This is a genomic window from Providencia sp. PROV_01, from assembly GCF_053098325.1.
Genome location: NZ_JBRFKD010000002.1, coordinates 131,386 through 157,228, shown reverse-complemented (window position 1 = coordinate 157,228; position 25,843 = coordinate 131,386). Strand labels below are relative to the sequence as shown.

20 protein-coding genes and 4 tRNA genes are annotated in these 25,843 nt (G+C 42.3%); 19 read left to right on the top strand and 5 right to left on the bottom strand.

Translation table 11 applies throughout. The annotated features are described in order from the left end of the window. The first annotated feature begins 18 nt into the window (after positions 1 to 18). The 18 genes from rho (at position 19) to ACU696_RS01305 (ending at position 17,110) form a co-directional block, all read left to right on the top strand. Positions 19 to 1,278 (top strand): transcription termination factor Rho, encoded by a 1,260-nt coding sequence (gene rho, locus ACU696_RS01390; RefSeq protein WP_004906109.1) that lies wholly within the window; start codon positions 19 to 21, stop codon positions 1,276 to 1,278. 629 nt (positions 1,279 to 1,907) lie between these two features. Further along, positions 1,908 to 2,993 (top strand): UDP-N-acetylglucosamine--undecaprenyl-phosphate N-acetylglucosaminephosphotransferase, encoded by a 1,086-nt coding sequence (wecA, locus tag ACU696_RS01385; protein ID WP_004907283.1) that lies wholly within the window; start codon positions 1,908 to 1,910, stop codon positions 2,991 to 2,993. A gap of 29 nt (positions 2,994 to 3,022) precedes the next feature. Then, complete coding sequence (wzzE, locus tag ACU696_RS01380; RefSeq protein WP_004907286.1) at positions 3,023 to 4,081, top strand: ECA polysaccharide chain length modulation protein; 1,059 nt, start codon at positions 3,023 to 3,025, stop codon at positions 4,079 to 4,081. A 97-nt stretch (positions 4,082 to 4,178) separates the two neighbouring features. Next, a complete protein-coding gene (gene wecB / locus ACU696_RS01375) occupies positions 4,179 to 5,309 on the top strand; it encodes a non-hydrolyzing UDP-N-acetylglucosamine 2-epimerase (RefSeq protein WP_109912166.1) in 1,131 nt (376 codons plus the stop codon). Continuing rightward, positions 5,306 to 6,568, top strand: a complete 1,263-nt coding sequence (gene wecC, locus ACU696_RS01370; RefSeq protein WP_004907293.1) for a UDP-N-acetyl-D-mannosamine dehydrogenase — start codon at positions 5,306 to 5,308, stop codon at positions 6,566 to 6,568. Before wecB ends, wecC begins: the two co-directional genes overlap by 4 nt. Next, a complete protein-coding gene (gene rffG / locus ACU696_RS01365; RefSeq protein WP_181937065.1) occupies positions 6,559 to 7,632 on the top strand; it encodes a dTDP-glucose 4,6-dehydratase in 1,074 nt (357 codons plus the stop codon). The genes wecC and rffG overlap by 10 nt, the downstream gene beginning before the upstream one ends. Before the next feature lie 8 nt (positions 7,633 to 7,640). Continuing rightward, positions 7,641 to 8,522, top strand: a complete 882-nt coding sequence (gene rfbA, locus ACU696_RS01360; protein WP_109912165.1) for a glucose-1-phosphate thymidylyltransferase RfbA — start codon at positions 7,641 to 7,643, stop codon at positions 8,520 to 8,522. Continuing rightward, the gene (gene rffC / locus ACU696_RS01355; protein WP_209102689.1) at positions 8,500 to 9,240 is read left to right on the top strand and encodes a dTDP-4-amino-4,6-dideoxy-D-galactose acyltransferase; all 741 of its coding nucleotides are present in this window, start codon (positions 8,500 to 8,502) and stop codon (positions 9,238 to 9,240) included. Before rfbA ends, rffC begins: the two co-directional genes overlap by 23 nt. Next, positions 9,227 to 10,357 (top strand): dTDP-4-amino-4,6-dideoxygalactose transaminase, encoded by a 1,131-nt coding sequence (gene rffA / locus ACU696_RS01350; RefSeq protein ID WP_004907307.1) that lies wholly within the window; start codon positions 9,227 to 9,229, stop codon positions 10,355 to 10,357. The genes rffC and rffA overlap by 14 nt, the downstream gene beginning before the upstream one ends. After that, on the top strand, positions 10,357 to 11,607 hold the full coding sequence (gene wzxE / locus ACU696_RS01345; RefSeq protein ID WP_109912163.1) for a lipid III flippase WzxE: 1,251 nt from the start codon (positions 10,357 to 10,359) through the stop codon (positions 11,605 to 11,607). Before rffA ends, wzxE begins: the two co-directional genes overlap by 1 nt. Continuing rightward, complete coding sequence (locus ACU696_RS01340; protein ID WP_004907311.1) at positions 11,604 to 12,686, top strand: TDP-N-acetylfucosamine:lipid II N-acetylfucosaminyltransferase; 1,083 nt, start codon at positions 11,604 to 11,606, stop codon at positions 12,684 to 12,686. Before wzxE ends, ACU696_RS01340 begins: the two co-directional genes overlap by 4 nt. Further along, entirely contained in the window at positions 12,683 to 14,038 is a 1,356-nt protein-coding gene (gene wzyE, locus ACU696_RS01335) for an ECA oligosaccharide polymerase (protein WP_004907313.1), read from the top strand. Before ACU696_RS01340 ends, wzyE begins: the two co-directional genes overlap by 4 nt. 9 nt (positions 14,039 to 14,047) lie before the next feature. Continuing rightward, the gene (gene wecG / locus ACU696_RS01330; RefSeq protein ID WP_109912161.1) at positions 14,048 to 14,815 is read left to right on the top strand and encodes a lipopolysaccharide N-acetylmannosaminouronosyltransferase; all 768 of its coding nucleotides are present in this window, start codon (positions 14,048 to 14,050) and stop codon (positions 14,813 to 14,815) included. A 291-nt stretch (positions 14,816 to 15,106) separates the two neighbouring features. Beyond that, entirely contained in the window at positions 15,107 to 16,483 is a 1,377-nt protein-coding gene (thrP, locus tag ACU696_RS01325; RefSeq protein WP_109912160.1) for a bifunctional threonine/serine APC transporter ThrP, read from the top strand. A 167-nt stretch (positions 16,484 to 16,650) separates the two neighbouring features. Beyond that, positions 16,651 to 16,727 (top strand) — tRNA-Arg (locus ACU696_RS01320). Between the two features lie 79 nt (positions 16,728 to 16,806). Next, positions 16,807 to 16,882: transfer RNA gene (locus ACU696_RS01315), tRNA-His, on the top strand. A 15-nt stretch (positions 16,883 to 16,897) separates the two neighbouring features. Then, positions 16,898 to 16,983 (top strand) — tRNA-Leu (locus ACU696_RS01310). 50 nt (positions 16,984 to 17,033) lie between these two features. Further along, positions 17,034 to 17,110 (top strand) — tRNA-Pro (locus ACU696_RS01305). A gap of 809 nt (positions 17,111 to 17,919) precedes the next feature. Here the strand turns inward: ACU696_RS01305 and ACU696_RS01300 are convergent. From ACU696_RS01300 to hemC, 5 genes are all read right to left on the bottom strand, one after another. Continuing rightward, the gene (locus ACU696_RS01300) at positions 17,920 to 18,147 is read right to left on the bottom strand and encodes a hypothetical protein (protein ID WP_004906084.1); all 228 of its coding nucleotides are present in this window, start codon (positions 18,145 to 18,147) and stop codon (positions 17,920 to 17,922) included. 318 nt (positions 18,148 to 18,465) lie between these two features. Then, on the bottom strand, positions 18,466 to 19,659 hold the full coding sequence (hemY, locus tag ACU696_RS01295; RefSeq protein WP_004907317.1) for a protoheme IX biogenesis protein HemY: 1,194 nt from the start codon (positions 19,657 to 19,659) through the stop codon (positions 18,466 to 18,468). 2 nt (positions 19,660 to 19,661) lie between these two features. After that, positions 19,662 to 20,930, bottom strand: coding sequence for a uroporphyrinogen-III C-methyltransferase (hemX, locus tag ACU696_RS01290; RefSeq protein ID WP_109912159.1), 1,269 nt, complete (start codon positions 20,928 to 20,930; stop codon positions 19,662 to 19,664). A 3-nt stretch (positions 20,931 to 20,933) separates the two neighbouring features. Then, positions 20,934 to 21,689 carry a uroporphyrinogen-III synthase gene (locus tag ACU696_RS01285; RefSeq protein WP_109912158.1) on the bottom strand — a complete coding sequence of 252 codons (756 nt, stop codon included), beginning with the start codon at positions 21,687 to 21,689 and terminating at the stop codon, positions 20,934 to 20,936. Next, the gene (gene hemC, locus ACU696_RS01280) at positions 21,686 to 22,630 is read right to left on the bottom strand and encodes a hydroxymethylbilane synthase (protein WP_004907329.1); all 945 of its coding nucleotides are present in this window, start codon (positions 22,628 to 22,630) and stop codon (positions 21,686 to 21,688) included. Before hemC ends, ACU696_RS01285 begins: the two co-directional genes overlap by 4 nt. A 592-nt stretch (positions 22,631 to 23,222) precedes the next feature. On the opposite strand from hemC, the gene ACU696_RS01275 reads away from it, so the two are divergent. Next, positions 23,223 to 25,799 carry a class I adenylate cyclase gene (locus tag ACU696_RS01275; protein ID WP_004907332.1) on the top strand — a complete coding sequence of 859 codons (2,577 nt, stop codon included), beginning with the start codon at positions 23,223 to 23,225 and terminating at the stop codon, positions 25,797 to 25,799. The last annotated feature ends 44 nt before the right edge of the window (positions 25,800 to 25,843 follow it).

The window sequence follows — 25,843 nt, the reverse complement described above, 5'->3', positions numbered from 1 at the left end:
GTTAAAGAACCCACCATTATGAATCTTACCGAATTAAAAAATACGCCAGTATCAGAATTGATTACGTTAGGCGAAAACATGGGGCTAGAGAACTTAGCCCGTATGAGAAAGCAGGATATTATTTTCTCTATCTTGAAGCAGCATGCGAAAAGTGGCGAAGATATTTTCGGCGATGGCGTACTGGAAATATTGCAGGATGGATTTGGTTTCCTCCGTTCAGCAGACAGTTCTTACCTCGCAGGTCCTGATGATATCTACGTTTCTCCTAGCCAAATCCGCCGTTTTAACCTACGCACAGGTGACACAATCTCAGGGAAAATTCGTCCACCTAAAGAAGGTGAACGTTACTTTGCTCTCCTGAAAGTCAATGAAGTTAACTACGACAAACCTGAAAATGCCCGCAGTAAAATTCTATTCGAAAACCTAACCCCATTACATGCAAACCGTCGTCTGCGTATGGAACGTGGTAATGGTTCAACTGAGGATTTAACTGCACGTGTATTGGACCTTGCGGCTCCAATCGGTCGTGGTCAACGTGGTTTGATTGTTGCTCCACCGAAAGCGGGTAAAACAATGTTACTGCAAAATATTGCAGCAAATATTGCACACAATTACCCTGATTGCGTTCTGATGGTTCTGCTAATTGATGAGCGCCCAGAGGAAGTGACAGAAATGCAACGTTTGGTCAAAGGTGAAGTTATTGCTTCAACATTTGATGAGCCTGCTGCACGTCACGTTCAAGTTGCTGAAATGGTAATTGAAAAAGCAAAACGTCTAGTTGAACATAAAAAAGACGTTATCATTTTACTCGACTCTATTACGCGTCTAGCCCGTGCATATAACACCGTAGTACCTTCGTCTGGTAAAGTATTAACCGGTGGTGTGGATGCGAATGCATTACACCGTCCAAAACGTTTCTTCGGTGCTGCTCGTAATGTTGAAGAAGGTGGAAGCCTGACAATCATTGCAACGGCACTGGTTGATACCGGTTCGAAAATGGATGAAGTTATTTACGAGGAATTTAAAGGTACAGGTAACATGGAACTGCACCTTTCTCGTAAAATTGCAGAAAAACGTGTGTTCCCTGCAATAGACTACAATCGTTCAGGTACGCGTAAAGAAGAGTTACTTACATCGCAAGATGAATTACAAAAAATGTGGATCTTACGTAAGATTATTCATCCAATGGGCGAAATCGATGCGATGGAGTTCCTCATTAGTAAGTTAGCGATGACGAAAACCAACGAAGAGTTCTTTGACTTTATGAAAAGAGCCTAGCCGTTAAGGTTCGCTGTGTTTTATAAATAGGTGCCAGTTATGGCACCTATTTTTTTGTTTTTATACACCGCGTTAGTTCATAAAAATTAAAACATATCATATTAAATCAGGCCTAATATTTTGCCGATTTAGTTTCAATAGATTAAGATGATGTTTTATTACTTTGTTTATAAATAACGTTAAATAAATAGGCGAAGTTTTTATTAAAAATTAATAATGCACTATAAAAATATCAGTAATATGGTGTTAACATTATGAATCAAAAGAAAAATGTTATGTTTATATTTGTTTTGTGACTAGTGTTAAATTTATTTTCATCACTTTATTATTTAATCATCGAGTGCTTATTTAAGCACCAGTCGATTAACTCGATTCTAGAGTGTTGTTTTTATGGCATGCATATTGCAGCTATTCAGTATAAAATTACGGGATGTTTCGTTATTAAATCAAACACCCTAATAAAGTGTAAGAACTAATAATGTTGCAGGAATTTCTTTATGAATAAAGATTCGTCTTATAGCAGATTTCAGTACCAAGATGATAATGCATTGGCTCCTGCTTGTTTATCGGCATTTGCCAAAAAAAATTTAGTTTTGAAAGTTAAATATAAAGATTAAGAGAGTCGAACAGTGGACACCATACACTTTGTAACCAATCTCTTCTACGTTTTCTTGTTTTCATTAGTTTTTATTTTTCTGGCTCGAGTTGTTGCAATAAAAATCGGGTTGGTTGATAAGCCTAATTTCAGAAAGAAACATGTAGGATTAGTTCCCCTTGTTGGGGGAATTTCCGTTTTCTTTGGGATCTGTTTTGCATTTTATATTACAGGTGAATACATTCCTCATAAGTGGCTATATATCGCTTGTGCGGGGTTATTGGTCTTTATTGGCGCATTAGATGATAGGTTTGATATCAGTGTGAAATTAAGGGCTGGTATTCAAGCAGTCGTTGCCGTTGTTATGATGACAGCGGCAGGATTGAAACTTGAGTCACTCGGTCATGCCTTTGGACCATGGGAACTCGTACTTGGCCCATTCGGTTATATCGTTACCTTATTTGCAGTATGGGCAGCAATCAATGCTTTTAACATGGTTGATGGTATTGACGGGTTACTCGGTGGTTTATCTTCTGTTTCTTTTGGTGCTCTCGGCTTTTTGCTATATCAAAACGGTAACTATGCGTTAGCATTTTGGTGTTTTGCCTTTATTGCAGCTATTCTTCCTTATATTCTTTTAAATTTAGGCGTGTTAGGTCGCCGTTTTAAAGTCTTCATGGGGGATGCGGGAAGTACACTGATTGGGTTCACGATTATTTGGATCCTTGTGGCTTCGACGCAAGAGGAAGTCCATCCGATTAACCCAGTTACGGCTTTATGGATTATTGCGATCCCTCTAATGGACATGGTTGCCATTATGTATCGCCGTATTCGTAAAGGTATGAGCCCATTTTCACCTGATCGCCAGCACATTCATCATTTAATTATGCGTTCTGGTTTTACACCAAAAGGGGCATTTGTGCTGATTACATTATCAGCGGCTGCTTTAGCGTGTGTTGGTATTATTGGTGAGCACTTAACATTTGTACCTGAATGGGTAATGTTGGCATTATTTTTGCTTGTATTTATGATGTATGGTTACTGCATCAAACGAGCTTGGAAAGTCGCCCGTTTTATTAAGCGAGTGAGACGTAGAGCACGTAGAGGAGCAGTACGGTAACGACAAAACGAAAATAGAGGTTCTGTGCAGTGAATAACTCAGAAACACAACCGAGTCAGCATCAATCGCCAATAGAGCCGGAATTGGATATCCGTGGTTTATGTCGCTCATTGTGGCAAGGTAAAATTTGGATCGTTGCATTTGCCGTTATTTTTGCTGCAATTGCCTTGGGAGCGTCCTATTTTATGCAGCCTAAGTGGAGTGCGACAGCAATTACGGATTTACCAACCGTCAATAATCTGGGAAGTTATTATTCTCAGCAGCAGTTTCTGCGCAACCTCGATTCCCGTATTAATAATACGGGACAAGAAGGGCAATTACCGACAATTGCAAAAGAAGCTTATCAAGAATTCACAAAGCAGCTCGGCTCTTATGATACACGTCGTCAGTTTTGGCTAACTACGGATTACTATAAGCAGCGCTTAGAGAATGACCCTAAAGCAGATGCCGCATTATTGGATGAGCTCATTAACGATATTGAGTTTACGCCAGCAGATGAAGTCAAAAATTTAACCGATAGCATTAAATTAGTGGCGGAAACATCCGCAGATGCGAACCAGCTATTACGTCAATACACTCAGTTTGCTAACCAACGTGCCACAACTAATCTTAACGATGAAATTAAAGGTACTTGGGCAACGAAGATGCAATCCATGAAAGCATTGGTTAAACGCGAAGATATGGTGGCAAAGGCCGCTTACGAACGACGTTTAAACGCGCTGGAGCAAGCACTAAAAGTTGCTGAAAAACAAGGTATTGTACGTAATCAAAGCGCAACACCTGTGGATGAAATTCCAGATTCTAAAATGTTTATGTTAGGTGCCCCTTTATTACAAGCACAGATTGAAACATTGAAAGCAACCGGGCCCGATCACGACAGTGATTACGACCAAAATATTGCCATGTTATCAACATTGAGCGTAGGGCCCACCCTCCAAGATAATTTTCAAGCATATCGCTATTTACGAACTCCAGAAGAGCCTGTTAAACGCGATAGTCCTCGTCGAGCCTTTATGATGGTTCTGTGGGGAGCCATAGGGATGTTAGTAGGTGCCGGAGTGGTACTTGCTCGCCGCCGCCCATCTTGATTTTGGGATAAGCCACTGGTGAATTCATCAGTGGCATATAAAGTTATTAAGATTACAAAAGCAGCTCACTGCGAAAGATAAATATAAGAGAGTCACTGTGAAAGTATTGACTGTATTCGGCACACGACCTGAAGCCATTAAAATGGCACCACTGGTTCATGCATTGGCTGGGGATGCAGACTTTGAAGCCAAAGTCTGTGTTACAGCGCAGCATCGTGAAATGCTAGATCAAGTACTGAAACTGTTTGAGATCACGCCAGATTACGATCTCAATATTATGAAACCAGGGCAAGATTTAACGGATATCACTTGTCGTATTCTAGAAGGGTTGAAAAGCGTTTTTGCTGATTTTCAACCGGATGTTGTTCTCGTTCATGGCGATACAGCGACAACGATGGCAACTAGCCTTGCGGCATTTTACCATCGTATACCCGTTGGGCACGTTGAAGCTGGGTTACGTACCGGAGACCTGTATTCTCCATGGCCTGAGGAAGCAAATCGTAAAATTGCAGGGCATTTAGCGATGTACCACTTTGCCCCAACCGAAAATTCACGCCAAAATTTGTTAAAAGAATCAATCCCTGACAGCCATATTTTTGTCACCGGTAATAGTGTGATTGATGCGTTATTGTGGGTACGTGATAAAGTCATGAGCGACCAGTATATGATGGAAAAACTGGCCGCAAATTATCCGTTTATCGACTCAAATAAAAAAATGATTTTAGTCACAGGCCACCGTCGTGAAAGTTTCGGTGGTGGCTTTGAACGTATTTGTCATGCTTTGGCAGAAATTGCACAAGCGCATCCAGACGTGCAAGTTGTCTACCCTGTTCACTTAAATCCAAATGTGAGTGAACCTGTTAAGCGTATATTGCATGATATTGATAATATTATTTTAATTAGCCCTCAAGACTACCTACCGTTTGTTTATTTGATGAACCATGCTTATTTGATTCTAACAGACTCAGGTGGTATTCAAGAGGAAGCGCCTTCTCTCGGTAAACCTGTTTTGGTGATGAGAGATACCACAGAACGACCTGAAGCTGTTGATGCAGGTACTGTTCGTCTTGTGGGAACAGATACACAAAAAATTGTGAAAGAAGTTAATCGGTTACTGACAGATGACGCGGAATATCACGAAATGAGCCGCGCACATAACCCATATGGGGATGGTCATGCTTGTCAGCGTATTCTTGCAGCATTGAAAAGTAATCAGGTGAAATTATGAGTTTTGAAACTATTTCTGTTATTGGCCTTGGTTATATCGGTTTACCAACAGCAGCCGCCTTTGCATCACGTAAAAAACAAGTGGTTGGTGTCGATGTGAACCAACATGCCGTTGATACTATTAATCAGGGAAAAATCCACATTGTGGAGCCAGAACTGGATATCGTGGTCAAAAAAGCGGTTGAAGAAGGCCACCTGAAAGCCTTTACTAAGCCACAACCTGCGGATGCTTATCTGATTGCTGTGCCTACGCCATTTAAAGGCGAGCACGAACCTGATCTCGCCTATGTGCGTGCAGCCGCAGAATCCGTTGCTCCCGTGCTGAAGAAAGGCGATTTAGTCATTCTTGAGTCGACATCGCCAGTAGGTACAACAGAGCAAATGGCCGAATGGATGGCCGCAGCTCGTCCTGATTTAACTTTCCCTCATCAAGCTGGCGAAGATGCAGATATCGATGTGGCATACTGCCCTGAGCGTGTGTTACCGGGCCAAGTGATGGTCGAATTAATTAAAAATGACCGTGTTGTTGGTGGTATGACGCCAAAATCCTCTTTGCGCGCAAGTGAGCTATACAATATTTTCCTTGAAGGTGAGTGTGTAATTACTAACTCAAGAACCGCGGAAATGTGTAAGTTAACGGAAAATAGCTTCCGTGATGTGAATATTGCTTTTGCGAATGAATTATCATTAATTTGTGCTGAGCAAGACATCAATGTGTGGGAATTAATCAGCCTCGCGAACCGCCATCCACGTGTTAACATTTTGCAGCCAGGTCCGGGTGTTGGTGGGCACTGCATCGCGGTTGACCCATGGTTTATCGTCGCACAAAATCCAAAACAATCACGCCTTATTCATACCGCTCGTTTAGTCAATGATGGCAAACCAATTTGGGTTGTTGATCAAGTAAAAGCGGCTGTAGCCGATTGCTTAGTGGAAACGGGTAAAAAAGCCAGTGAAGTGACAATCGCCTGTTTTGGCCTGTCATTTAAACCCAATATTGATGATTTACGTGAAAGCCCAGCGATGCACATCACCAAAATGGTGGCGAACTGGAACCCAGGTAAAACGTATGCAGTTGAGCCACACATTCACGAATTACCAACCTCTTTAAAAGGTATTTCTGAGCTAGTTTCGATTGAAAAAGCCGTTAATGAAGCGGATGTGATCTTAATGTTAGTTGACCACAATATGTTCAAAGGCATCCAAGGTTCTGCAATCCCACAAAAATGGGTTGTGGATACAAAAGGAGTATGGCGTTGAAACGCATTTTAATCACTGGAGGCGCCGGGTTTATCGGCTCTGCTGTTGTTCGTCATATTATTGAAAATACTGACGACAGCGCAGTGGTTCTGGATTGTTTAACCTATGCAGGTAACTTAGAGTCCCTCGCAACGGTTGCGAGCAACCCGCGCTATGCTTTTGAGCAGGTGAATATTTGTGATAGAGCTGCATTAGATGCGGTTTTTGAAAAATATCAACCCGATGCAGTGATGCATTTAGCGGCAGAAAGCCATGTTGACCGCTCTATCGATGGTCCAGCGGCATTTATCGAAACGAACATTGTGGGCACTTACACACTGTTAGAGGCGGCACGCCATTACTGGTCCGCATTGAATGATGAGAAAAAAGCAGCTTTCCGTTTTCATCATATCTCAACAGATGAAGTATATGGTGACTTAGAAGGACCTGATGGTTTCTTCACAGAAACAACGCCTTATGCACCAAGTAGCCCATATTCAGCATCGAAAGCATCGAGTGATCATTTAGTTCGTGCTTGGCAAAGAACTTATGGCCTGCCAACGATGATCACTAATTGTTCAAATAACTACGGGCCGTATCATTTTCCAGAGAAATTGATCCCATTAATTATTTTGAACGCCTTAGCGGGTAAGCCTCTGCCTGTTTATGGTAAAGGTGAGCAAATTCGTGACTGGTTGTTTGTTGAAGACCATGCACGAGCACTACATTTAGTTGCTACAACCGCGCAACCTGGCACCACCTATAATATCGGTGGCCATAATGAGCGCCGTAATATTGACGTTGTAGAAACGATTTGTGAACTGCTTGAAGAGCTACGTCCGCAAAAGCCTGAAGGTGTGGCGCACTACCGTGACTTAATCACGTATGTGAAAGACCGGCCGGGCCACGATATGCGTTATGCGATTGATGCTGCGAAAATTGAGCGCGAATTGGGGTGGACGCCACAAGAAACCTTCGAATCAGGTATTCGCAAAACGGTGCAGTGGTATTTGAACAATGAAACGTGGTGGCGTCGCGTACAAGACGGTTCCTATGCGGGCGAACGTTTAGGTCTAGGAAATTAGGTGACAGTATGAAAGGTATTATATTAGCTGGAGGGTCGGGAACGCGTTTGCATCCTATTACTCGCGGTATTTCTAAACAGTTATTGCCTATCTACGATAAGCCGATGATTTACTACCCGCTTTCAGTTTTGATGTTAGCGGGAGTTCGTGAGATTTTAATTATCTCTACCCCTGACGACTTGCCGATGTTTAAACGTTTATTAGGGGATGGCCATGAGTTTGGGATTGAGCTGAGCTATGCGGAACAGCCATCACCAGACGGCCTTGCGCAAGCGTTTATCATTGGTGAAGAGTTCATTAATGGTGATTCATGCTGCTTAGTATTGGGCGACAATATCTTTTTCGGCCATTCATTTAGCCCAAAATTAAAATCTGTTGCTAAACGAGTAAATGGCGCAACCGTTTTTGGTTACCAAGTGATGGACCCTGAGCGCTTTGGTGTTGTGGAATTTGACGATAATTTTAAAGTACTGTCTATTGAAGAAAAACCGCTTAAACCTAAATCCAATTGGGCGGTGACAGGGTTGTATTTCTATGATTCACAAGTGGTTGAATTTGCAAAACAAGTTAAACCTTCTGAACGCGGTGAATTAGAAATTACGTCAATTAACCAAATGTATTTAGAACGTGGTGAATTAAACGTTGAATTGCTCGGTCGTGGCTTTGCTTGGTTGGATACAGGCACTCACGATAGCCTCATTGAGGCGGGTACTTTTGTACAAACCGTTGAAAAACGCCAAGGCTTCAAAGTGGCTTGTTTAGAAGAAATAGCATGGCGTAATGGCTGGTTGACAGACGAACAAGTCGCTTTTTCAGCGCAACAGCTGAAAAAAACAGGTTATGGGCAATATTTAGAGGATTTATTACGTGTCCGTCCACGCCAGTATTGAGAGCTTGCCATGGGAGAGCGAATTTTTTCATCGCTCAACAGCAAAGTTGAATTTTACAGGGGATAACCTCGAAACTCTCCTTGCTTATCAAATGGATGAATACGATATCGTGCAAGCAAAAGTCGCAGCGTCTGAAACGCAGCTGATTGATGATTTAGCTGGTATGGGGTTTTCATTTGTTGAAGGTGAAATCGATTTCGCTCTTACTATTGGCACAGAAAATGCTTATTTAAAGTCTGGTTTAACAGCGGAAGACCACGTTATTGTTGCACAAGTGGATGATATCCCTACGTTGCGGCAAGCCGCTGAGTCTGTCTTTAGCAAAAGCCGCTTTAGAGCACCTTGGTACCGTGATGGTGATAGCGGGCAGTTTTATGCGTTGTGGATAGAAAAATCAGTTCTGGGTACGTTTGACCACACTTGTTTACTGGTTAAAGATGCGTCTGGTGCGGTATTGGGCTTCGTGAGTTTGCGGCACCTTGATGCAGAAACGGCACGGGTTGGCCTACTAGCGAAAATGCCAGAAGCGAAAGGGCAAGGTGTGGGGCGTAAGTTGATGTCAGCAGCATTTAATTGGTGTGTGGAACACCAAAAAAGACAGTTAAATGTGGCCACGCAAATCAGTAATGTTGCGGCATTAAATCTTTATTCACGTAGCGGTGCAGCAATTGCCAGTACCGCCTATTGGTTATACAGGGGACAACATGATTCCATTTAATAAACCACCCGTTGTAGGTACTGAATTAGAGTATATGAGACAAGCCATGGAAAGTGGCAAACTGTGTGGTGACGGTGGCTTCACGAAACGTTGTGAAGAATGGATGGAAAAACGATTTAATTGCCCAAAAGTGCAGTTAACGCCATCTTGTACGGCCTCATTAGAAATGGCAGCGATCCTGATTGATACTAAGCCAGGTGATGAAATTATCATGCCAAGCTTTACTTTTGTATCGACCTCTAACGCATTCGTATTACGTGGCGCTAAAATCGTGTTTGTTGATATCCGTCCGGATACCATGAATATCGATGAAACTAAAATTGAAGCTGCAATCACTGAGCGTACACGTGCCATCGTTCCTGTCCACTATGCAGGTGTTGCTTGCGAAATGGACACCATCATGGCTATCGCAAAAAAACACAATTTATTCGTGATTGAAGATGCGGCGCAAGGTGTGATGTCGACGTATAAAGGCAAAGCACTGGGGACTATCGGCCATATTGGCTGCTATAGCTTCCATGAAACTAAAAACTACTCTTCAGGCGGTGAAGGTGGAGCTACGCTTATCAATGATAAAGACCTGATTAGCCGTGCCGAAGTGATCCGTGAAAAAGGGACAAATCGTAGCCAATTTTTCCGTGGTCAAGTCGATAAATACACGTGGCGTGATATCGGCTCAAGCTACTTGTTGTCTGATTTGCAAGCGGCTTACTTATGGGCGCAGTTAGAAGAAGCAGACAAAATTAATGACCGCCGTTTACTACTATGGAAACGTTATGATGAAGCGTTGCAGCCACTGGTTGATGCAGGGCGTTTAGTCCTAGCAACTGTGCCGGAAGGCTTAAAACATAATGCTCATATGTTCTATATCAAACTCAAAGATATCGAAGAGCGTACTGAATTCAACGATTACATGAAATCTCATGGTATTTTGACGGTATTCCACTACGTTGCATTGCACACGAGCCCTGCAGGTATTGAGTTTGGCCGTTTCCATGGTGAAGATAAATACACGACATCAGAAAGTGACCGCTTAGTGCGTTTACCGATGTTCTACAACATGACTGATGACGAGCAGCAGACAGTCATTGAGCGAATCAAAGCGTTCTTTGCCTAATGTCTCTCGCTAAAGCATCGGTTTGGACTGCTGGGTCTACCCTGATTAAAATCGGGGTGGGCCTGTTAATTGTTAAATTATTTGCAGTCTCATTTGGCCCCAGCGGTGTGGGGCTGGCGGGTAACTTCCGCCAATTGATTACTGTACTAGGGGTATTATCAGGTGCAGGAATTTTCAATGGCGTCACAAAATATGTAGCAGAGCACCACCAAGACTCACAAAAATTACGTGCAGTACTGGGAACTTCATCGACGATTATTCTTGGGTTTTCAGCGCTACTTGCGCTTATCTTTTTGCTTTGCAGTGCGCCAATCAGCATGGCGTTATTTGATAGCGAAAAATACAGTTCGGTTATTCAAATTGTTGCCTTAATTCAAATGGGTATCGCGTATGCGAACTATTTTTTGGCTATTTTGAAGGGTTACCGAGACGCATCAGCAAACGCATTAGCCATTATTTTTGGTAGTGTAATTGGTGTAATTGCTTATTATTTATGCTATCTAGTTGGCGGGTATGAAGGTGCATTAGCAGGGTTAGCATTAGTCCCTGCGCTAGTGGTACTGCCTGCGGCTGGGATGATAATTAAACGCAAGCAATTTGCGTTATCGTCATTGAAGCCAGCATGGGACAAAGCGATTGCGACTAATTTAGGCAAATTTACGGTCATGGCGATGCTAACCGCAGTCACACTGCCAGTCGCTTATATCATGATGCGAAATCTGCTCGCCCAAACCTATAGTTGGGATGAAGTGGGGTTATGGACCGGTGTGACCACCATTTCAGATGCCTATTTGCAGTTTATTACCGCGACATTTTCAGTGTATTTATTGCCGACGCTATCGCGTTTGCAGCATAAAAATGAAATTTCCGCAGAGATTGTTAAGGTATTGAAATTTGTTTTACCTGCCGTTGCCGTTGTGAGTTTTACGGTTTGGTTACTACGTGATTTTGCGATTTGGTTGCTGTTCTCAAAAGAATTTACCGGAATGAGAGACCTGTTTGCATGGCAGCTAGTCGGTGATGTATTGAAAGTGGGGGCGTACGTATTTGGCTATTTGGTCATTGCCAAAGCCGCATTGCGTTTTTATGTCCTCACTGAAGTTAGTCAGTTTATATTATTAACGGGCTTTGCGCATTGGCTTATCCCTGAACATGGTGCAGTAGGCGCAACTCAGGCTTATATGGCCACTTATATTGTCTATTTTACTTTATGTTGTTGCGTATTTTTGATTTACCGTAGGCGAGCATGACAACCTTAATACATGTACTGGGATCGAATCTCCCACACCACAACCAGACGGTACTGACGTTTTTTAATGACGTCATTTGCCAAGAAATGGCTCCGTCATCAAAGCCGCATTTTATGGTGGTAAGCGATGATGCGCAGCTTGCTGACGCTTATCCTCAGCTAAAAATAGATGTTTTTGCGAATAAACAGGCCATTGCTAATAGTGTTATACAGCGTGCCAAGGCAGACCGCCGTACTCGCTTTTTCTTTCATGGGCAATTTAACGCCCCTATTTGGCTAGCACTATTATTTGGGCAAATTAAATCCCACCAGTTTTGGTGGCATATATGGGGAGCTGACCTCTATGAAGAGTCTAGCGCTCTAAAATTTAAGTTATTCTATATTTTGCGTCGTTTAGCGCAGAAAAAAGTAGGGCATGTGTGTGCAACACGTGGGGATTTGTGCTATTTCCACCAGTCGAACCCTAAAGTGCCTGCGTCAGTGTTGTATTTCCCAACCCGAATGGACCCTGCATTGACAATAAGCGAGCCTAAGGTACGTGAAGGCTCTCAATTGACTATTTTACTGGGTAACTCAGGTGACCGTTCTAATCGCCATGTAGAGGCTCTGAGTGCGATTAAACAGCAATTTGGTGATGAGGTTAAGGTTATTGTCCCTATGGGCTATCCTGCCAATAACCAAAGTTATATCCAACAAGTTGAACAGGCTGCGAGTAGTGAGTTTACCTCAGGGCAAGTGGAAATCCTGAAAGAGCGCATGGAATTTAGCGAGTACCTTAATTTGCTCAAAACCTGTGACCTTGGCTATTTTATTTTTAATCGCCAGCAAGGTGTTGGCACCGTTTGTTTGCTAATCCAATTTGGCATTCCATTTGTAATTAGCCGTCAAAATACCTTTTGGCAGGATTTAACTGCTCAAAATGTCCCAGTCTTTTTCTATGGTGACAACCTGACGACACCGCTAGTGGATGAAGCTCAGCGCCAAATGAGCCTATTAGATAAACACCATATTGAATTTTTTGCTCCCAACTTTATTGAGGGCTGGAAAGCCGTTCTCAGTGCCGTGGAGGAGCGAGCATGACGCTGACGGAATTGGGCGGCTTAGCACTGGTCTACCTGATATCAATTATTTTTATTGGTACTTTGTTATACAAAGAGTTTTTACGGGCTCGGTTTAACTTCAATATTTTCTTTTCCATGCTGTATTTATTGACGTTTTACTTTGGTTTCCCATTAACCTGCGCGTTAGTTTTTCAATTTGATGTTGCCGTTGTGAAGGCTGATTATTTACTTTACGCTCAACTAGCAGCGACTAGTTTTTATGCGATTTATTATGTTGCCTATAAAACTCGACTTTCTAGGCAACCAGACGCACCACGGCGTGCGTTGTTTAGCATGAACAAAGTGGAAACGAATCTAACCTGTCTGTTATTGATACTGGTTGCAGTCGTGACAGTAGGTATCTTTTTCATGCAGAACGGTTTTTTGCTATTTAAGCTAAAATCCTATAGCCAAATTTTCTCCAGCCAGGTTTCTGGCGTGGCATTAAAACGCTTTTTCTATTTCTTCATACCGGCAATGTTGATTGTTTATTTCTTGCGACCAACACAGAAACGCTGGATTTTCTTCCTCGTTAGTACCGTCGCATTTGGTTTCTTGACCTATGTTATTGTCGGAGGAACGAGAGCGAACATCATCATTGCTTTCGCACTCTTCTTATTTATTGGGATTGTCAGAGGTTGGATTACGCTGTGGATGCTAGCCGCGGCTGGGGTCGCCAGTATTGTAGGGATGTTCTGGTTAGCCTTAAAACGCTATGGCTTAGATGTCAGTGGTGCTGAAGCATATTACACTTTCTTGTATTTAACGCGGGATACATTCTCCCCGTGGGAAAACTTAGCATTACTACTAAGCCATTATGATGAGATGGATTTTCAAGGTCTAGCTCCGATTATCCGTGACTTTTATGTTTTCATTCCTTCTTGGGTTTGGCCTGAACGCCCAGACACGGTATTGAACTCTGCCAATTATTTTACGTGGGAAGTACTGAACAACCATTCTGGGCTGGCAATTTCTCCAACACTGATTGGTTCATTGGTGGTGATGGGCGGAGTGATTTTTATACCCCTCGGAGCTATAGTTGTGGGGCTTATCATCAAATGGTTTGATTGGATCTATGGCATGAGCCTGAAAGAACCAAATCGCTATAAGGCAGCCATTATGCAGGCATTTTGTTTTGGCGCCATTTTCAACATTATTGTTTTGGCTCGTGAAGGCGTGGATTCTTTCGTCTCACGGGTGGTTTTCTTCTGCTTAATATTCGGACTGTGTCTGGTGTTAGCAAAATTACTGTATTGGTTATTTGAAAGTGCAGGGCTTATTCGCACAAAAACAGCTTCTTTTTTAAGAAGCCAACAGCGTGAAAGCCGCTAAAGGAGTATCATGGAATCGTCATCAACTCAGTCTTCATCCGTTACACAGTCATCTATTCCACAATATAGTATTCGTGGTCATAATATTTGGGGTTTTAAAAATATGGCCCATTTTTTAGACTATTTATTTGCTGGTGGAGAAACAAAAACGGGAACACTTGTTGCGATTAATGCAGAAAAAGTGATGATCGCTGAACAAGATACGGCTTTAAATACATTACTAGGCCAAGCTGAATATTTATATGCTGACGGAATTAGTATTGTCCGTGCTATCCGTCGTAAATACCCACAAGCTGAAGTTTCTCGTGTCGCTGGTGCTGACTTATGGGAAGGGCTAATGGAAAGGGCCGGTAAAGAAGGCACGCCAGTTTTCTTAGTGGGTGGTAAACCCGAGATTCTAGAGCAAACAGAAAGCAAACTACGCTCGCAGTGGAATGTGAACATTGTTGGCTCGCAAAACGGCTATTTTACCGCTGAAGACCGAAGCGCATTATTCGAACGTATTCGCGCAAGTGGCGCTAAAATTGTCACCGTTGCGATGGGGTCGCCGAAACAAGAAATTTTTATGCGGGATTGCCGAAGTGTGTATCCAGATGCGTTATATATGGGTGTTGGTGGGACTTATGATGTGTTTACAGGGCATGTTAAACGCGCCCCGAAAGTGTGGCAAAACTTAGGTCTAGAATGGTTATATCGCTTATTATCTCAACCTTCCCGTATTACTCGACAGTTTAAATTACTGAAATTTTTAGGCTACTATTACGGTGGTAAGCTGTAGTTTTTGTAGTAGTTTGATTTATATTGTTATTTTCAATGAATTTAACTCACTGTAAGTAGGCTTAACAGGCTTACTTACAGTTCGCACGGTTCCGAATAGCTGGTCTCTTCCTTCAAATATTCCTATAATCCCTCAAAAATAAGTATGTTCGCATCAGTTTGTGCTCAATCTTGCGGCTATGGCATTTTTTTAATCGCCTAATTGATACTTTTCGAATAATTGCAGTGATTATTACTAACTGAGTTTCAATTAAAACTGCATTTTAATTATCTAATTTTGACAGGGGTATGTATGGGAAATCCACAGCAGGGGCTTCAACGTGGGTTAGAAGCGCGCCATATCGAGCTTATCGCGCTCGGGGGAACCATTGGCGTTGGTTTATTTATGGGGTCGGCCAGTACGCTGAAATGGGCGGGGCCTTCGGTTTTACTGGCATATATCATCGCTGGGATTTTTGTTTTCTTCATTATGCGTTCAATGGGGGAAATGCTATTTCTTGAGCCTGTAACGGGTTCTTTTGCTTCATTTGGTTATAAATACTTAAGTCCGTTTTGGGGGTGCCTGACTGCTTGGGGCTACTGGTTTATGTGGGTGGCTGTTGGTATTTCAGAGATCACTGCGATTGGTGTATATGCCGAATATTGGTTCCCTGATGTGCCTCAATGGATTTTTGCCATTATCGCGGTGGTATTAGTGGCATTAGCGAACTTAGCCGCTGTACGGCTGTATGGCGAGCTTGAGTTTTGGTTTGCCATGATCAAAGTCACTACGATTGTGGTGATGATTTTAATTGGTTTAGGGCTGATTTTTTTTGGTCTGGGTAATAACTTTGAGCCGATTGGGCTTGCGAATCTCACTGAACATGGCGGTTTCTTTGCCGGGGGCTGGAAAGGCTTTTTATTTGCTTTGTGTATCGTTGTGGCCTCTTATCAAGGGGTTGAGCTGGTTGGGATCACCGCGGGTGAAGCGAAAAATCCGCAAGTCACGTTAAAAAAAGCGATCAATAATATTTTATGGCGCATATTAATTTTTTATGTAGGCGCCATTTTTATTGTAGTGACGCTATTTCCGTGGACGGAAGTGGGTTCACAAGGTAGCCCGTTTGTCCTTACCTTTGCGAAAGTGGGAATTGTGTCCGCAGCGGCGGTAATTAACTTTGTGGTGTTAACTGCGGCGTTATCTGGTTGCAATAGTGGCATGTATAGTGGCGGGCGCATGCTGTACGCTTTAGCACAAAATAAACAATTGCCTCGCTCATTATTGAAATTAACAAAAAATGGCGTACCGGCACGTTGCGTGGGCTTTACTATCCTATGCTTAGTCGCGGGATCAAGCTTGAATTACATTATACCGAATCCAGAGAAAGTCTTTGTTTATGTCTATAGTGCGAGTGTGTTACCAGGAATGGTGCCTTGGCTGGTGTTATTGACTAGCCAAATCCGTTTTCGTCAACAAAACAAAGAAAAACTTGTAGGGCATCCTTTCAAATCGATTCTTTTTCCATGGGTTAACTATGCGACCTTGCTCTTTTTAGCCTGCGTCTTGATTGGAATGGCGATTAACCCAGATACTCGCTTATCTTTAATCGTTGGAGCCATCTTCTTAGGGGGTGTTTCTCTCCTTTATTTCATCATTCGCCTGTTCAATAACCGTAACGGAAAAGTTTAACGTCAAAGTTTTGATAGATTTTTATTAGGTGCATAGCGAAAAAGAGGGTAAATATGCTCTCTTTCTCAACGAAATGGATAAAAGGCAAGCAATCGATATTTTTATTTCAAAAAGGACTAGACAGCGGGAGGATAAATCCGTACTATCCTCTCCCGCAACGGCGTTAAGCGCCCGTAGCTCAGCTGGATAGAGCGCTGCCCTCCGGAGGCAGAGGTCTCAGGTTCGAATCCTGTCGGGCGCACCAGTTTTAGCGCTTCGCTACGGTTGGCAAAATGACGTTGTATGTAGTAATATAGCAACGCTTTGAAAAAAGTGAAGTTATGGTGGCTATAGCTCAGTTGGTAGAGCCCTGGATTGTGATTCCAGTTGTCGTGGGTTCGAGTCCCATTAGCCACCCCATTTTTTTGTGACATTGCGAGGGTGGCGGAATTGGTAGACGCGCTAGCTTCAGGTGTTAGTGTCCTATGGACGTGGGGGTTCAAGTCCCCCCTTTCGCACCACGAAGAAATGTAATAGTACTATTCACTATTAATAAGTACTACAAAAATTTCGGCGAGTAGCGCAGCTTGGTAGCGCAACTGGTTTGGGACCAGTGGGTCGGAGGTTCGAATCCTCTCTCGCCGACCAATTTAAAGAAACCCGTCTTAATCGACGGGTTTTTTGCGTTTTATACTCTTCACTCTTCACACTTCAAACCGTAGCGTTATTGGCTTCGTTCATCTACCCAAATCACATACTTATTCGTACTCATCGGAATATCTTTACTTGCCACTTAGCCATAACTTGAATTGCTTAGAGTATACTCGGGGGCGTTTCTTCAACGAATGACAGGGGTATGGTTAATTGCTTGTTTTTATTTGTAATTTAGCAGCTTATCTTACTTATGTCGTAAAATAGATACAACCCATCATATCAATGTCGTCAAAAGGTGACACTTTACTAGTTGATTTATAAGGAAATATAAATAACTGTTTTATGATGTCTCTAAACTGCGACAAAATAGAGTGGTAAGTTTCGGGCAACATATTAGTGAATTTTTTAAAGATAGAGCGGTTTACTACCAAGAAGAAAAATAGTTGTGTAAAACCGAGGGATAGGAAAGAAACCAAAAGAGTGAGCTAAAAAAATACTGTTTTAAAAAAGTTGGCACGTATTGTGCATTATTGTATATGTAGATGCTCATCTCACTTCTTATGACAGCGAAGCTTCATAAACCCAGAGATGACGCAAAGCCGATTATCGGTGCCTATTGTCCACTTTAGATGATCAAGAGCTCATCCTCTTACCATCAACGAACGGGCGAAACGTTGAGTGAGGCACCATCCGTCTGTAGACCTGATTGTATTTTACACCTGCCTTGTGCAGGTGTTTTTTTTGTCTGTACAAAACACTTAGCCCCCTAGAAAATGACTAAGAGGCTGAAAATAAGATAGCTATTAGCTTCTACCTTTACTAAACCATTTACTGAACCAGCGAGTAATATAGGTATAGCAGAGGATAATGAATGTAATAATGAAAATGTCTTTACTAAGATCTTCGGTATTAAAACCAATAATCATAATAAAAACAAAAGGTGATAATACTAACAGCAGAAGATCAAAGAATATTTGTAAACGGTTTGGGGTTGCAATAATCCAGCGCCAAATAGTTTTAATTACATTCATATCGATATCCCTAATTCATGCAAAGCAAAGATGTATATAAAGCTTTATACACTATGTGTTTATTTTATAACATAGCGAAGTGTGTTTTCCTTATCCTTAAATAATGATTATTGATTAAACATTGAATTATTTACCTGCAATGTTGCCAATTATAAACCTCATATTTTCCTTTTATGATGATTTAATACGATTAACGCGATGTATTTAAATTGTTTTTACGTTTTTATTGGGGAAGGTCAGATTAGTCGCCGTTAAGCTTATGAATAAAAAAACTCCACCAAAATGAGTGGAGTTTTTAGATGAGGCCAAACAAGAATATTATTTCCGTTCTTGTTTTAATGAATGGTTTAATGCATCTTGGCGAATTTTTGCGGCATCGCTAGGCTTATGCTGCCGGTCAAAAGCATCAGCTAACCATGATGCATCTTGTACATCAAAACGTTGAGCTAAAGCGGCTTTAAAGTAATTTTCAGCTTTGTCCCATTGGGCATGCTGTAGCGATAAAACGCCTAATGTACTGTTAAGTAACGGGGTGGCACCGTTCTGCTTCTGCAGATGTAAAAGGGTTTTTTCTATAACTTCAGGGCGTTCGCTATTCAGTTTTGGCACCAACAGGATCAAGCGTTCATCATATTGCTGTTTTAAACCGTCAATAATCATTTTTTCTGCACTTGCAGTATCGCCACATTCAATCAAATGCTCTGCTAAGAAAGCTTGCAATGCGGTTTCATGACGAACTCGGCGAGGTTGTGCTTTCCACCAAGCTTTTAGCCCATCACTACCTCCTTCAGCCATATATTGGTTCATCAACCCTTTGTAAGCCTTTAATTTCAATGCATCGAGCTCATCTTCATTGTGTAACTGTACTTTAGCCATGACAGGAAGTAATTCAATCAGCGACTGATAGGCGCCTGAGCGTAAGTAAGCTTGTTCTGCTAGGCGCAGCACCTCAGGGTGCCTTGGAGCTTTGTCGAGAAGTTTATCAATGCCATTACGGGCAGCATGGACTTCTCCTTCCGCTAATTGGATACGGACACGGCTGATATCAACGGGGAGCTGGTCACTTCCTGCGGCTTCGGCAGCTCTATCCAAGTATTGGTGAGTGCGATATTCATCACCACGCTGTTGAGCAGCTTCGGCTGCCATGAGGTAGTTAATAACCGGCTGTTGAGAAAAATCAGCATGTTTGCTCATTAATTTTTCAACTTGCTCGAAATCACCTTCTGCTAATTTCAGCAGCGCTTTTTGTGTTTGGGTATGTGCTTTGTGGTATTTACGACCACTTACCCAACCTCGGGTACGTGATGTCGTGCTGATAAAGCGGCGGTAGCACCAACCAAGGAATAACAGCACAAACTGGAGCAAGATAAAGCCCAAAACGAGGCTGGTTACACTGGTCGTAATGTCATAATTATCTGTACGGATAAAAACATAACCTTGGTGACCCGCTAATAATGGGCCTAAGATTATCCCTGCAATAAGTACTATAAATAGGATCAAGACTTTTATCATAATTACCCCCTATTACCAGCAGGGTCTGCTGATTCAAAAGGGTGTGCATTGTCAGCTGACTCCGCTTTTTGCGTATCCGTGGCGGGAACTGCGGCATCTGCTGCGGCTTCTGTTGGCGCTTCAGTTGCATCCGCTGCGGCATCAACGGCACCATCGCTAACTTTTGCATTGTCAGACGACTGAGAAAGTAAGCTACGAACCCGTGTTTGCATGATTTTTTCTAGCTTTTCTTGGCTTTCTAAAGTATCAGGCATATCAATATCAATCGGCTGATTGATTAGGTCATCAATGGTTGATAGAAAAGCTTTAGTTTCAGGCGCCTCAGTATCAAAATAGGCTCTTACCCAAGTCGAAGCCTGCTCTAATGACTGTTTGTAAGTGGCTTCTTGATAACGTGGCACGGCTTGTGCTGCGATTAATAGTTGAGAGCGAATGTTTTCTCGTAGATAAATATCCTGATTTGGAGCTAAAAGCGGGGCTTCTGAGCCATCACGAGCGCGTACGGTGACGAAGTCATTTGCGAAACTTTTCCAGCTACGAGCCAAATTTTGTTTCCAATCCGAAATATCCTCGCTGACATCCGCGTTATCTTCATTTTTCGCATCGCCGCTGTTTAAATCCGCTAAACGTAAGTTGTCCACTTCATTACTGAGCTGGTTTAAACGTAAGATAATACCGTCATAGTCAATTTGATTGATTGCGGCTAATTTAGCCATATCACTGTTAATTGATTTACGAATGTCGAGTAGGCTCGGGTCATTCATTTCGGCTAAACTTGAGTCAGCACTTTTTAATAGAACCGCTGCGGTCACAGGGTCGCGATCATTCCACAGCTTTCTTCCCGCCATTTTAACCATAAAGTCAGCTTGTGCGAGAAGCCAACTTTTAACATCAGCGCTGGATAATGCCGTGACGTGCGCTTGTAGCTCTTGCATGCGACGGTTGAGATTCTCTTCATATTCACGAGAATGGCTTTTTATTTCAGTATTAGCCGCAACTAAAGCGTTTAACCGTTGCCTGTCTGAATTTTGCTGTTCGATTAAATCACTTAATTTTTGTTTTAATTCATTGTTTTCATTTACTAAAGTGGCAGTGCTTTGTTGGGTGAAATAGTATAATCCGCCACCAATAGCGATGATAATAGCAATAGCAATTACACCGCCTATTAGACCAGAACGTTTTTGCTCCGAAGAAGGTTTAGTTTTTGGGCGCTGTTGTTCTGCACCAGCTTCTGGGGTAACCGTCTCGGTTGTTTTATCGTGTTCCGTCATAAATTAGCATCCCATATCGATTGAAATTAATGCTTCTAATAAAGCATTATTATCTGCGCTATTAGCTACACAGACCTTTTGCCATCCGCCTCTGCGGGCTTGGTCTGCAATCCGTTCACTGACGACAAGTAGGCGGCGGGAAAACCACCAAGTTTGGTATTCTTCAGTGATTAATTCGTCTAACAAGGCTAACATTTGACCACTCGTGATCACAACATCTGTAATACCCGTTTGAAACCATTGCTGATTGAACAGGGCTCTATCATAGTAAACAGGATGCCTTGTATAACATTCACAATAGCTGACTTTTGCGCCCCTAGCCCTTAATGTTGATGCGAGAAGCTCTCGTCCGCCATTTCCTCGTAATAATAGAGCGTTTTTCCCTTCGAGAAATTGAAGTTCAGGGTGTGTCAGTAGTACTTCACTGGTTTCACCTTGTTCAGCCCAACTTATGTTTTTTCCTGTTACTTGTTGAAAATACTGCCCTGTAGAGCGGCCAATTCCATAGTAAGATAACTTATCTGACCAGCTACGCGCCATTTGTTCAAGTGTTAAATTTGCATATTCGACTGCATTTTTAGATAAAAGAAAGACTAAATCATTCGCAGTAAGGCTATCAAGTTGAGGTATAAGGGTATTTAACTCAGAGCCAGGTCCAATGCGAATTAAAGGAGAGGAGAAGGCTTCCCCCCCTTTGGCGGTGATTGCTGTGATCAGCTCCGAACCTGCTGGTTCAGGGCGAGTGACAAGCACCTTCATGCAGGCGGGTTTCCTTGGTAAACATCCGCCAGAATTTCCCTTGCACCACGCTCAAGTAATTCTTCAGCCAATGATACACCCGCTTGATTAGCTTCACTCGGAGAAACGAGTCGTTCCCCTCGAATAATCACACTACCGTCTGGCGCTCCTACCAAGGCCCGTAGCCATATTTTGTCATCTTGCCAAATAGCGTAACTGCCAATCGGAACTTGGCAACCGCCTTCAAGGCGCATATTCATTGCTCGTTCAGCCAGAACACAGGTTGATGTTGAGTCATTATTGAGTTTCGCGAGTAATTCGCGGGTTTTACTATCATTTAAACGGCATTCGATACCGACAGCACCTTGGCCAACTGCAGGTAAGCATTGCTCAGGTGCAAGAGCCGTTTTAATTCGAGTGTCTAACTCCAAGCGTTTTAACCCAGCAACGGCTAAAATAATGGCATCATATTCACCGTTATCTAATTTTGATAGGCGTGTACCTACGTTACCACGTAAGTCGCGAATGACTAAATCAGGGCGGAGTTCCCTTAATTGGCATTGACGACGTAAACTCGATGTTCCGACGATACTGCCTTTTGGCAATGCATCAAGATTATCGTAGTGGTTTGAGACAAAGGCATCTCGAGGGTCTTCACGTTCACAAATCGTGACTAATCCTAAGCCTTCAGGGAATTCAACAGGGACATCTTTCATCGAGTGAACGGCAATGTCTGCGCGTCCTTCCAACAAGGCAAGTTCTAATTCTTTGACGAATAAACCTTTCCCGCCGACCTTAGCAAGAGGGGTATCAAGAATGATGTCGCCTTTTGTCACCATAGGCACTAATTCAACCTGTAAGCCCGGGTGAAGCTGCTCTAATTTATCTTTGACAAAGTGCGCTTGCCATAGGGCTAAAGGGCTTTTGCGCGTCGCAATACGCACGATATTTGTTGATGTCATTTTACTGTTTTCTCTGGCTAAGAATGCCGCAGATTAACCATACAATTGGCATTAGTTTTAACATGTTAAGGATATTTTTTCCAGCTGGGTGCAAAACCGCGCTCTGAATTGTTTATAGCCGATTTACTTTTTCTACCATGATGCAAGAAAGTGATTCAAAATGAGATGACCTAGAATAGCTATTAAGCAATTTCTTTAGCTTATCGTGCTATTTTTTGTGTGGAACAATCTGTGTTTTCTATTAATTCGTGTTGAAGCGTGTAAGCACAGACGCTGTGCGTATTGTACTTAATATCGTTTGGTTTTGCTGTTTTACTAAACAACAGAGTAAAAAGAAATTATTCCATTGAAAAACAAGGGATATTTTACAGATTAAAAAATAAAAAGCCTTTTTATACAATATGTTGAAAAGCATTTTGTATCAAAAATAAGCGCGTAAAATTATGTGATCTACTTTACCCTTTTGATGCAAGGTGTTAAATTGATCACGTTTCCGACAATCCATTTGAAAATTATTTTAAATCTATCTCTATCTGTTGGGTGCTGGGAAATTCTCAGGTTTGTATTACTTTCATTCAATCAGGCGTAACCTTTGTATCTCTATATTGAAACCTTAAAACAAAGACTGGATGCAATAAACCAATTACGGTTAGAACGTGCAACAGCTTCTATGAGTGAAACCTTCTCGAAGGTTTATAGCTTGCTGCCTGTCTTGTTTCATTATCATCATCCCATGATGCCTGGTTTTATTGAAGGTAATGTCCCTCATGGTGTCTGCTTTTTCTCTCCTGATGCAGAGCAAAAAAAATGGTTGGCACCTTTTGAACGTTTTTTACCCGCGATTGAAACTGAAGCGAACGGTGAATTACCGATTACAGGCATTTATTCGATGGGTAGCACTTCATCTGTTGGGCAAAGCCAGTGTTCAGATATCGACGTTTGGGTTTGTCATCCGTCTTGGTTGGACCACGAAGAAAAACGTTTTTTGCAAAAAAAATGCACCTTAATTGAACAGTGGGCAGCATCTTTAGGGATTGATGTCACTGTGTTTTTAATCGATGAAAATCGTTTTCGCCATCATGCCAGTGGGCATATTGGTGGGGAAAACTGTGGTTCAACGCAACACATCCTATTGTTAGATGAATTTTATCGAACCGCTGTACGTATGGCGGGTAAACGTTTGCTGTGGACCATGGTGCCGGTTGAAGAAGAGCAGCATTACGATGAATATGTTATGGGGTTATATGCACAAGGAGTGCTAACACCGAACGAATGGCTTGATTTAGGCGGGTTAAGTGAGCTTTCTGCCGCGGAATATTTCGGTGCAAGCCTATGGCAGTTGTATAAAAGTGTTGATTCCCCTTATAAAGCGGTATTGAAGAGTATTTTGCTGGAATCCTATTCATGGGATTACCCTAACGGTAAATTATTAGCCATGGAGTTTAAGCGTCATTTACATGCAGGCGAAATTGTGTGTTATGGCTTGGACTCATACTGCTTAATGTTAGAGCGTGTGACACGTTACCTGACTGAAATTAATGATTTAACCCGTCTTGACCTTATCCGCCGTTGTTTCTACCTGAAAGTATGCGAAAAACTATCTGAAGAAGAGGGGAATACTTGCGCAGGTTGGCGCCGTGATGTGTTGTCTCAATTGGTTGAATCATGGGGGTGGGGATCAGAGCGTTTGTCGATACTCGATACACGCAATCAATGGAAAATTGAGCGTGTCCGTGAAGCACATAACGAGTTACTTGATACGATGATGCAAAGCTATCGTAACCTCATTCGCTTTGCCCGTAGAAATAATTTAAGTGTTAGTGCAAGCCCACAAGATATTGGAGTATTAACCCGTAAATTATATGCGGCTTTCGAAGCTCTCCCGGGTAAGGTGACGTTAGTTAATCCACAAATCTCACCTGATTTGAGCGAAGCGCATTTAACCTTTATTTATGTGCCAGAGGGGCGAGCTAACCGTAGCGGCTGGTATTTGTATAACCAAGCGCCAAATATTGATGCCATTATTGGCCATCAACCTCTTGAATATAACCGCTATTTAAATAAATTAGTGGCATGGGCTTATTTTAATGGTTTGCTGACTGAAACCACCCAGGTTTACATGCATAATGGGAAATCCCAGTGTGATGAACGAAAATTGCTTGAACTGATGCACGATGTTTCAAGCCATTTCCCTATCAGGTTACCAGCCCCAACGCCAAAAGCGCTTTATAGTCCATGTGAAATTCGCCATCTTGCAATCATTGTTAACTTAGAAAAAGATCCAACACAGGTATATTCTGAGCAAGTTGTCCATGTTGATTTTAGAAAACTGGATATTTTCAGTTTTGGAGAATCACAACAGTGCCTGATTGGTAGTATTGATTTGTTGTATCGTAATTCGTGGAATGAGGTAAGAACGCTACATTTCAGCGGAGAACAGTGCATGTTAGAAGCACTTAAAACCATTTTAGGGAAAATGCATCAAGATGCATCGCCTCCTGAAGCGGTTGAGGTGTTTTGTTATAGTGAGCACTTACGTGGGTTGATCCGTACTCGTGTACAACAGTTGGTATCTGAGTGTGTTGAATTGCGTTTGTCAAGCAACCGAAATGACCCTGGGCGTTTTAAAGCATTGCGTATCGCGGGGCAGACGTGGGGGTTATTCTTTGAGCGTCTGAACGTATCGGTACAAAAACTTGAGAATGCGGTTGAGTTCTACGGGGCTATTTCCCATAACAAACTACATGGCTGGCCCGTTAAACTTCAGGCGAAGAGTGATAACCATTTACCTGCAGTTGTTGATGGCTATGCGAGTGAAGGGATTGTACAGTTTTTCTTTGAAAATACGGCAGATAATACCGGTTTTAATATTTATGTTTTAGATGAGGCGAATCGGGTTGAAATTTATTCTCACTGTGAGGGGTCGAAAGAAGATCTTGTTCGTGACGTGAGTAAATTCTATTCTTCTTCCCATGACCGGTTTACCTATGGCGCAAACTTTATCAATTTCAATTTACCGCAATTTTACCAAATCATTAATCAAGATGGTAAAAATCAAGTTGTTGCATTTTCCGGGGCAACATGGCCATTCACAGCGGAAGAAGATGATGACGTTGGGTATGAAGTGCATTCGAACCAATCACCGCACCCACAAGCGCACTATTATTGATATTAATGGCAGGCAGTATAGCGTGCTGCCCACCTTCGAAACTT